The 9,108-nt window shown below is 37.9% G+C and carries 13 protein-coding genes and 1 pseudogene; 12 read left to right on the plus strand and 2 right to left on the minus strand.

Features of this window, described 5'->3' with window-relative positions:
- The 11 genes and pseudogenes from ACGF49_RS23500 to ACGF49_RS23550 all read left to right on the plus strand — a co-directional run.
- On the plus strand, positions 1-1,227 hold a 1,227-nt coding region (locus ACGF49_RS23500; protein WP_387493039.1), incomplete at its 5' end, for a hypothetical protein.
- On the plus strand, positions 1,224-2,192 hold the full coding sequence (locus ACGF49_RS23505) for a hypothetical protein (protein WP_271859805.1): 969 nt from the start codon (positions 1,224-1,226) through the stop codon (positions 2,190-2,192). The genes ACGF49_RS23500 and ACGF49_RS23505, both read left to right, overlap by 4 nt.
- Positions 2,189-3,157 (plus strand): hypothetical protein, encoded by a 969-nt coding sequence (locus tag ACGF49_RS23510; protein ID WP_387493041.1) that lies wholly within the window; start codon positions 2,189-2,191, stop codon positions 3,155-3,157. Before ACGF49_RS23505 ends, ACGF49_RS23510 begins: the two co-directional genes overlap by 4 nt.
- Positions 3,154-4,122, plus strand: coding sequence for a hypothetical protein (locus ACGF49_RS23515; RefSeq protein ID WP_271859803.1), 969 nt, complete (start codon positions 3,154-3,156; stop codon positions 4,120-4,122). Before ACGF49_RS23510 ends, ACGF49_RS23515 begins: the two co-directional genes overlap by 4 nt.
- 111 nt (positions 4,123-4,233) lie before the next feature.
- Positions 4,234-4,746, plus strand: coding sequence for a restriction endonuclease fold toxin 5 domain-containing protein (locus tag ACGF49_RS23520; protein ID WP_387493044.1), 513 nt, complete (start codon positions 4,234-4,236; stop codon positions 4,744-4,746).
- A 31-nt stretch (positions 4,747-4,777) separates the two neighbouring features.
- Entirely contained in the window at positions 4,778-5,533 is a 756-nt protein-coding gene (locus ACGF49_RS23525) for an immunity 52 family protein (RefSeq protein ID WP_387493046.1), read from the plus strand.
- Positions 5,534-5,535: 2 nt separating this feature from the next.
- Positions 5,536-5,703, plus strand: coding sequence for a hypothetical protein (locus ACGF49_RS23530; protein ID WP_387493048.1), 168 nt, complete (start codon positions 5,536-5,538; stop codon positions 5,701-5,703).
- Positions 5,704-5,738: 35 nt separating this feature from the next.
- Complete coding sequence (locus ACGF49_RS23535; protein ID WP_387493050.1) at positions 5,739-6,467, plus strand: immunity 52 family protein; 729 nt, start codon at positions 5,739-5,741, stop codon at positions 6,465-6,467.
- A gap of 66 nt (positions 6,468-6,533) precedes the next feature.
- Entirely contained in the window at positions 6,534-7,256 is a 723-nt protein-coding gene (locus ACGF49_RS23540; protein ID WP_271859799.1) for an immunity 52 family protein, read from the plus strand.
- Positions 7,257-7,258: 2 nt separating this feature from the next.
- On the plus strand, positions 7,259-7,438 hold the full coding sequence (locus ACGF49_RS23545) for a PAAR domain-containing protein (RefSeq protein ID WP_271859798.1): 180 nt from the start codon (positions 7,259-7,261) through the stop codon (positions 7,436-7,438).
- Positions 7,439-7,634: 196 nt separating this feature from the next.
- Positions 7,635-7,859, plus strand: a pseudogene (locus tag ACGF49_RS23550) (hypothetical protein); the annotation flags it as partial.
- A gap of 79 nt (positions 7,860-7,938) precedes the next feature.
- Here the strand turns inward: ACGF49_RS23550 and ACGF49_RS23555 are convergent.
- Positions 7,939-8,202, minus strand: coding sequence for a PAAR domain-containing protein (locus tag ACGF49_RS23555; RefSeq protein ID WP_113041678.1), 264 nt, complete (start codon positions 8,200-8,202; stop codon positions 7,939-7,941).
- Between the two features lie 87 nt (positions 8,203-8,289).
- Positions 8,290-8,433: a hypothetical protein gene (locus ACGF49_RS23560; RefSeq protein WP_158536514.1), complete on the minus strand. Its 144-nt coding sequence runs from the start codon at positions 8,431-8,433 to the stop codon at positions 8,290-8,292.
- A 163-nt stretch (positions 8,434-8,596) separates the two neighbouring features.
- On the opposite strand from ACGF49_RS23560, the gene ACGF49_RS23565 reads away from it, so the two are divergent.
- The coding region (locus tag ACGF49_RS23565; protein ID WP_387493054.1) for a type VI secretion system baseplate subunit TssF at positions 8,597-9,108 on the plus strand (512 nt) is incomplete at its 3' end.

Raw genomic sequence — 9,108 nt, forward strand, 5'->3', positions numbered from 1 at the left:
AAACCGGTAATAACTCTGCCGGAAGTCAAGACCAGTGTGGACTCGCCGGTTCAACTTTTTACCTTAGAAGGGGCTGGTAAACCCTCTATTGGTTTACTGTTTGATTCTTCACTGACCGGTGTCAGTCTGTTTCTCAATGCGTTCACCCTGGCCGATGTGGTTATGCAGACAGAATATGCCCGCAACAACCCGTTACAACCCGGACCTTCCTATATGAATCTGATGCGCTTTAGTACCGCGGTAATTGGTATGAGTGCCGATTTGACTTCTATTGGTTCGACGCTGGCTAGCAAAGTAAATTCTCCCATAGTGAAGGCGCTGATGAGTGGGACAAAAGTGCCAGCCATCAATGCAGCGATGGTCGGCCAGTTCTCCCGTGTTGCCGGTAGCGTTGCGGGATACTTAGGCGCAATTATCTCCTTCTATGATGCCAGTAACGCTTTCAAAGTGGGTAATAATGTGGAAGGTTATAGCCAGGTAGCGATAGGGACAGGTTCTACCATCTTAACAACCGCGGTCGTAATCGGAGCGGCGATAGGTACCTTCCTAACTGCGGGTGTACTCACTGCAATAGTCGTCGGAACCAGTTTGCTTATCGGGGGCAGTATTGTACAAGCTAACAGTGCCTGGTCAGATTTGGAAAAAGTGTTGCATAACTGTTTTTGGGGGGAGGGAAAGAAATATGCTTTTTGGCAAGTAGACCCTAGGCCATCTATCACACGGCAGTTAAATAAAGCCAGAGAAATGAATAATGATATCCAAAATTATTTTGTTATCGAAAACCAGGAGTTTTTAAATCTCTTTATTCAACCGCAGTTGAAAATACATCAGGGATTTGGCGTCACTACCTATTGTTTCACTTTGCCCGCTTTTCAGATGAGTCTCTCAAATATTCGCGGTATCTTTGTAACTTCACCCAAAACCTCTTACTGGGGAGAAAAAGTCAATGATATTGAGATTAACCGTAAAAAATATGCACTTGATACTTTTCGCAATGCAAAACTCAAGGAAGCTCAAGAACAGGCAAAACTTACCTTGAATGGCGATACCGCAATACTGGAAGTGGTAATCACAGAAACGAAAGGAGTTTTCTCCAGCGGGGGCGAACTGTACTGGTACTATGAACAATCAGAAAATGTTATCGCTCCTCTGCGCTATTTCTGGGGAGAGAAACTAACAGCAGAAAATACCATTAAAGGCAGTTTTGACGGGGAACACATACTATGAAACAGCGATTAAAAAATTTACTCAAAAAATGGTTTCCCACTATTCATCCTTTGCCAGCCAAACGGCTGGCACGCTGGGAAAAAGAGATTCTGGCAGTACCACCGGATATTAAGGATAAAGAAACCATTAAGCACGTGGAAATATTGGACTACCTTAATAATAAAGAATGTCATATTCGCAATACCCAACGCCGCGCTCGGAGTATTGCCTTAATTCCAGTCACATTGGGGATTATCAGCAGCCTCGTGTTAAATGTTAATGATTTTATAGAGTCAAGAAAAAAAAATGAAGTATGGATCCATGGCTGGGTAGATTTAGCAAAAAAAAAATATGGAGAAAATTTTTATTTACGCAATGATCTACCAGACTATATGGAGGATGCTCGTTATATCGGTAATGATAAAGATATCTCTCTCAGAAAATACCTACATTATCGCTATAACTTTTCTGAATATAGCAATGATGTTTTTATCACTGACATGATATTTCTGCTACTTTATCTATTGATTATTCCGCCTTTTGTCTGGGCCGTCTTCTTTTTACGCCGCCAGGCACCATTAATTATCGATCGCGAACGGCAGATCTTTTATACCTGGTATAAAGGTAAAGCCTATGTCGCTCGCTATCCACAAGTAGGAATGGCAGAAAAAACTAATATTCTGTTCCTCAAAGTCTACGGTCTGGACGAGAACAATCAACTTATCGGGCGTGGTTTTATCCCTAACGTCAGCAGTTATTCTTTTGCTTTCTTAAGTAGTGGTAATGATAAAGCGCTGGCAGTGGCCTTTATGGTGAAGTTTTTATTAAACGGCAAAGAAGCAGTCAGTAAAGTGGATTATAAACGCCGTGAGCCGCTTATCTGGTGGAGTAAAGATAAAAGACCCGCTGATTTAGAGGCACAAATTCCGTTGATTTTGGCCGAATTGGATCGCTTAGGTCCCCCTGATGAAGATCTTTCCGAATGAAACAACGATTAAAAAACTTACTCAAAAAATGGTTTCCCACTATCCATCCATTGCCAGCCCAACGGCTGGCACGCTGGGAAAAAGAAATTCTGGCAGCACCGCCAGATATTAAGGATGCAGATACCATCAAACATGTGGAAATACTGGATCGCCTTAATGATAAGGAGTGCTGGGTTAGAAATCCCCAGCGCCGTTTCAGGAGTATTAACTTGATCCCAGTAACTCTGGGAATTATTAGCAGTCTGGTGTTAAACGTTAACGATTTTATTGAAACATGGCGGGCAGCGGAAAAGAATCTGCTTTGGTCTGTTAATGATGCAAAAAAAGATTATGGTGATAAATTTTATCTGGATCCTGCTCTACCAGATTTTCTTAAAAAGTATGAATATATTGCTCATGATAAAGAAATTTCCTTAAGAAAATACCTGTATTATCGCTATAACCATTATAGATATAGCAATAATATTTTAATAACTGATATGGTATTTTTATTGCTTTACCTACTGATTATTCCACCCTTTGTATATTGTATATTTTTTTGGAAGAGTCAGGCACCACTAATTATCGACCGTGAACGACAGATTTTTTACACCTGGTATAAAGGTAAAGCCTATGCCGCCCGTTATCCACAATTAGGTATGATGGAAAAAACCAATATTCTGTATCTCAAAGTCTACGGACTGGATGAAAATAATAACCTTATCGAACGTGTCTTTATCCCTAATGTCAGCAGTTATACTTTTGCTTTCTTAAGTAGTGGCAATGATAAAGCTCTGGCAGTCGCCTTTATGGTGAAATTCTTATTAAACGGCAAAGAAGCAGTCAGTAAAGTGGACTATAAACGCCGTGAGTCGCTTATTTGGTGGAGTAAAGATAAAAGACCCGCTGATTTAGAGGCACAAATTCCGTTGATTTTGGCCGAATTGGATCGCTTAGGTCCCCCTGATGAAGATCTTTCCGAATGAAAGCAGCATTAAAAAGTTTACTTAAAAAATGGTTTCCCACTATTCATCCTTTGCCAGCCAAACGGCTGGCACGCTGGGAAAAAGAAATTCTGACGGTTCCTCCAGATATTAAGGATGCAGAAACCATTAAACATGTGGAAACATTGGACTATCTTGATAACAAGGAATGTCATATTCGTAACACTCAACGCCGCGCCCGGAGTATTGCCTTAATCCCGGTTACACTAGGATTAATTACTAGCCTGTTATTAACAGTGAATGATTTTATAGAAGAGCGAAAAAGTGCTGAATCTAATCTTCGTGATTGGATAGAGTTGGTAAAGGAGAAATATGGCGAAGAGTTTTATTTGCGCAATGATTTGCCCAATTATATGGAAGATGCCCGTTATATTGGTAACGATAAAGAAATCTCTCTGAGAAAATATCTGCATTATCGCTATAATTATTATAAATATAGTAATGATATTTTTTTAACTGATATGGCATTTTTGCTACTTTACCTACTGATTATTCCACCTTTTGTTTGGGGTGTGTTTTTTTCTCTCCGACAAGCGCCATTAATTATAGACCGTGAACGACAGATTTTTTACACCTGGTATAAAGGTAAAGCCTATGCCGCCCGTTATCCCCAAGTAGGCATGGCAGAAAAAACTAATATTCTGTTCCTCAAAGTTTATGGCCTGGACGAGAACAATCAACTTATCGGGCGTGGTTTTATCCCTAACGTCAGCAGTTATTCTTTTGCTTTCTTAAGCAGCGGCAACGATAAAGCACTTGCAGTCGCCTTTATGGTGAAATTCTTATTAAACGGCAAAGAAGCGGTCAGTAAAGTGGATTATAAACGCCGTGGGCCGCTTATCTGGTGGAGCAAAGATAAAAGACCCGCTGATTTAGAGGCACAAATTCCGTTGATTTTGGCCGAATTGGATCGCTTAGGTCCCCCTGATGAAGATCTTTCCGAATGAAAGCAGCATTAAAAAGTTTACTTAAAAAGTGGTTTCCCACTATTCATCCTTTGCCAGCCAAACGGCTGGCACACTGGGAAATGGATAATTTATTGAAAAGGAGAAATTGATATGCCATTACCACTTCTTGCGCCAGCGGATACACAAACAATCGCTTCGTCCCGTACCGAATGTAAGAAATGTCCGGCAATTGGCAACGTTACGATGGTTTGGGAAAAGACCACATCGTATTCAGAAATAACCATTGCCTACCAAACAAAAATTGCCGGGACGATATACAACCCTGAATTAAACCTAATTGAAACCTGGTTATGCATGGATACAAATTTTGATGGTTGGAAACCTGCACAATGCTTATTTCTTGAAGCTAAGGCGAATTACGATCAATTTTTTAAAAATGGGGAACCTAATGGTTTTTATCGTAAGGTAAAGTTAGGTAAGAGAAAACTGTCTGGACATGATAGTATGTTGAAGCAAGCCAGAAAACACAACGAAGTATGTATCGCATTAAATAACATTCCAAAATCTCACTGGCATTTTCTACAACCTGTATCTTATTCATATTTTACAGAGGCTTTTGCTCCATATCTCAATATTAAAACTTTTAATACTATGATGTCTTAATAACCAGAATAACTTATAGGAGAATTGAAATTTGTTCATTATACACCCAAGAATAAAATTATTTTATGATCTTAGAGAAGCCATCACACTGGAATTAGCATTGGCCGATACGTATCAGTTAATGAATCACATCAATAACCTCAGTAATAATTTAAGTGGTTGGCATTTACCTGGATATAGTGAAGAAGAAATTAGAGAAAATAACGTATTTAATGAAAATGGCATTACTGAGTATGCTTTAAAAGAATTCAGGGGAATTTATGAGAATGACGGAAGATCTATTATAGTGTCACTATTTGATAATCCTATAATTGATAATTCTGAAGGTGAAAAATTAGAAAATAATATTACATATATTGGCCAGGATGATATTCATTCCAACCCTAATAGATTGGGGAAAACTAATATATCTATTAACCTTGCACTTGAAAAAGAAAAATTCAACACTAAAAACTTTATCGATTTTATTAAACATTTAGTTTCTCATAGATATTCTCCATTTATTATGATAGATACTAGAGGCTATAGGTTAAATCAAAAACAAATTTTCCCAGACAGAATAAGTGCAGGCTGGATGCTCTATTTACCAATTGAAATAGATCCGACTTTAGTTCCAATGGCGGAAGAAATAATATCTATTTCTGATAAAAATGACAAAAAAGGCTCATTGATTATTACGACAAAAGATATTTTTGATATTGAAAATCAAGAACATATCAATAAAGCCAATGATATTGAAATCTGCTTGCGGGATCTACAAATACTACCATTAATATCAGAGATATAAGTATGACAGACAAAGCTGTGATCCGTTTAAACGACCTAACCGATCATGGTGGTAAAGTCATTACCGCCATTGATAATTACGTGTATCAAGACGTGCCTATTGCTGCTAACGAATATTTTGCCAAGGCTTTTGATAAATTTATTAACATTAAAACATTTAATACACCTTAAATGTAGATATTTATTTTAAAATTAGGATTAAAAAGATGAGCATAATACACGCTAGAATAGAAATGTTTTATGATTTAAAAGAAAAGATAACACCGGAATTAGCATTGGATGACACATGCTGCATCATGCAACAAATAAATAAGGTATCTAATAGTTCAAGTAGATGGTATCTACCAGGATATGATCTAGACGAAATAAAAGAAAATAATGTTTTTGATGAAAGTGGCATTACTGAATATGCCAAAAATCAATTCAAAGAAAGTTATGATGAGAGTTTTAAATCTATCATAAAAACATTATTTGATGTTCCAGGTGATGTAAAGTTAAAAAATAGAATCATATATTCAAGCCGTGACTATAGTAATAGGCTAGGAAAAACGGATGTAAGCATTGATCTTAGTTTTGAAAAAGAAAAATTTAATCATTCTAAGTGGACTGATTTCGTAGATTCTTTAGTTAGCAACCATTACTCTCCAATAATCATGATAGATGCCAGAGGATATTCTCTAAAACAAAAACAAGTTTTTCCAGATAGGGTTTATACCGGTTGGATGCTCTACTTACCAATTGAAATAGATCCGACTTTAGTCCCAATGGCAGAAGAAATAATATCTATTTCTGATAAAAATGACAAAAAAGGCTCATTGATTATCACGACAAAAGATATCTTTGATATTGAAAACCAGGAACATATTAATAAAGCCAATGATATTGAAATCTGCTTGCGGGATCTACAAATATTACCTCTGATAACAGAGATATAACTATGGCAAGCAAAGCAGTTATCCGATTAAACAACCTAACTAACATTTAAGCAAGGGTGAAAATAAATGACTACATTATCATTAAATATGAAATTATATACAGATTGGAAAGAACCATTAACTCCAATAATAATTCTTACCGATTTATATAAAATTACACAACAAGTAGATATATTTTTTGGACGCCATAAAACTTGGTATTTACCAGGAGATACTCGTCAAGAGTCTTTACAACATATTGCTTTTGATCAGCAAGGAGCAACAAAAGAAGCAATAAAAGAGTTTGAAGAAGATTATACAGAAGAAAATCCTATAGTTATTAAAGGTATTTGGGATGGTGAAGATGATGACCATTCATGTTCAATTTGTTATATGAATTATCGTCGAGATAGATTAGGAAAAACCCAAATAGATTTTCATATATCTATTGAAGAAAATAAATTTCAGCTATCACAATTAATCAACTTTATTAATTTTCTGATTTCTACTCATAATGCACCTTACATTATGGTAGAAAACAATGCATATAGAATAAAAAGAAAACAGGTCTTCCCAGATCGTTTAAGTGCTGGCTGGATGCTCTATTTACCAATAGAAATAGGCCCGACTTTAGTTCCAATGGCAGAAGAAATAATACCTATTTCTGATAAAAATGACAAAAAAGGCTCATTGATTATTACGACAAAAGATATCTTTGATATTGAAAACCAGAAGCATATCAATAAAGCCAATGATATTGAAATCTGCTTGCGGGATCTACAAATACTACCATTAATATCAGAGTTATAAATATGACAAACAGAGCTGTGATCCGTTTAAGCGACATAACCGATCATGGTGGTCAAGTCATTACTGCCATTGATAATTACGTGTATCAAGGCGTGCCTGTTGCTGCTAAAGGTGATTTAGTAAGCTGTCCTAAACACAAAGGGGTTTTTCCTATTGTGGAATCTCGGTTCGACACTGGCTAGCAAAGTAAATTCTCCCATAGTGAAAGCACTGATGAATGGCACACAAGTGCCTGACATCAATACTGTGGTGGTCAGCCAGTTTTCCCGTGTTGCCGGTAGTGTCACGGGATACTCAGGAGCAATTATATTCTTCTATGATGCAAATAACGCTTTCAAAGTGGGTAATAAAGTTGAAGGTTATGGCTTGGCAGCACATGGTATTCAGATATTTGAATTACGTATTTATGCCGCTGAAATGGGGCACCGCATGCCGGTTCGTCACGAAGTCCATCAGCTTATTTTGCAAGGATTCCGCGAACACGGCATTACTCTGCCATTCCCGCCATTTCAAGCGAGTATTGATGTGATTGGTCGGGATATTCGCAGTGCGACAACAACTAGATCAGGCCGTAATCCACCACGTCAACCGGGTAGTTTGTAAAAAGATAATGAAGCACTGAACATCCGTACTTGAATCAACTCACCCTATTTCAGGCAGAATATGGCCTTTTACCGCCATTCTATGCTTGAAATAGGCTTTGCGAAGCAATTAATGTCGCGCCACAAGAGGTTTTCATGCCCTCCAGTGCGTACATTTGCCCATGAGAGCTGACTATTTTAGGCGTCCCTTCCACAATGGTTTGATTGCCACCACATTTTGGACAGGATACAGCATCCCCAACCCGAGCCGCTTTCTTCCCTAACACATCAACGCCTTCATCACCTGCTAACACCTTGCCACCATGCGAAGTCGAATCACCGACCAAAATAATAGAACGTGACATCTTTCCCTCCATTAACTTAATGATTAAATATTAATTTCAGCTGCTAACCTCTGGCTATCATGGCGCCACAACTTGATTAAAGAAAATTTATCTATACCCGTTATCTTTCAAGTTGCCTCTTTGTTGGCTGCACTCACTCACCCCGGTCACATAGTTATCTATGCTCCCGGGGATTCGCTCCCTTGCCGTCGCGATCCATCTTGAAATCCATTGGGTATAAATAAAACTCATTGAAATAAATTACATAATTATGTTAATCGAACACCTAAAAAATTTACATCATTAACTGTTTGAAACAAAAAATTGCACCTATTTAAATTATCAACCTTGATATCCATCAGCTCAAAATATAAATTTACATTAATATTTGATCGGAAAAAAGACAAAGGTAGATATGAAAAATTTTGAAGACTTCTATCGGGAAGCACTTTCACAAATAAAGCATGATCTGAGTAACGCAGCGCAAGAGCATCCACACCTTGCTCCATTTACCTCCGAATCTGGCGACCCGGATGTTCTCCGATTATTGGAAGGTTTTGCGCTTACAACTGCCGGTATTAAGCAGAAAATTGATGATGGTTTCCCGGAAATCATTAACCCTCTTCTACGAAAAGTATGGCCGATACCTTTACATCCGATCCCTTCAACCAGCATTGTCCAGCTAGATATTCAACCGGGCAGCATGACTGAAACCACAAGCATTGCCAAAGGCAGTAAAATTTCCGCCATACAGCAGAATCAATCCATTACATTCAGAACCACTCAAGATATCAATATTGAGCCCATCACTTTGGTCCATAAAACGCTGACACACAGCGGAGACAAGAGCCTGATATCACTGACCTTTCAATATCATGGGCAAGCTACCCATTGGAAGACAGGGCAAGTCACGCTTTTTCTCGGAGA

The sequence above is a fragment of the Photorhabdus sp. RM96S genome (genome assembly GCF_042879335.1).
In the GTDB taxonomy this organism is placed as follows: domain Bacteria; phylum Pseudomonadota; class Gammaproteobacteria; order Enterobacterales; family Enterobacteriaceae; genus Photorhabdus; species Photorhabdus kayaii.

Coding starts and splice junctions, on each gene's coding strand:
- ACGF49_RS23555 (WP_113041678.1), bottom strand. CDS start 8,202: ATGTCACGTTCTATTATTTTGGTCGGTGATTCGACTTCGCATGGTGGC.
- ACGF49_RS23560 (WP_158536514.1), bottom strand. CDS start 8,433: ATGAGTTTTATTTATACCCAATGGATTTCAAGATGGATCGCGACGGCA.
- ACGF49_RS23545 (WP_271859798.1), top strand. CDS start 7,259: ATGACAAACAGAGCTGTGATCCGTTTAAGCGACATAACCGATCATGGT.
- ACGF49_RS23510 (WP_387493041.1), top strand. CDS start 2,189: ATGAAACAACGATTAAAAAACTTACTCAAAAAATGGTTTCCCACTATC.
- ACGF49_RS23530 (WP_387493048.1), top strand. CDS start 5,536: ATGACAGACAAAGCTGTGATCCGTTTAAACGACCTAACCGATCATGGT.
- ACGF49_RS23540 (WP_271859799.1), top strand. CDS start 6,534: ATGACTACATTATCATTAAATATGAAATTATATACAGATTGGAAAGAA.
- ACGF49_RS23520 (WP_387493044.1), top strand. CDS start 4,234: ATGCCATTACCACTTCTTGCGCCAGCGGATACACAAACAATCGCTTCG.
- ACGF49_RS23535 (WP_387493050.1), top strand. CDS start 5,739: ATGAGCATAATACACGCTAGAATAGAAATGTTTTATGATTTAAAAGAA.
- ACGF49_RS23505 (WP_271859805.1), top strand. CDS start 1,224: ATGAAACAGCGATTAAAAAATTTACTCAAAAAATGGTTTCCCACTATT.
- ACGF49_RS23515 (WP_271859803.1), top strand. CDS start 3,154: ATGAAAGCAGCATTAAAAAGTTTACTTAAAAAATGGTTTCCCACTATT.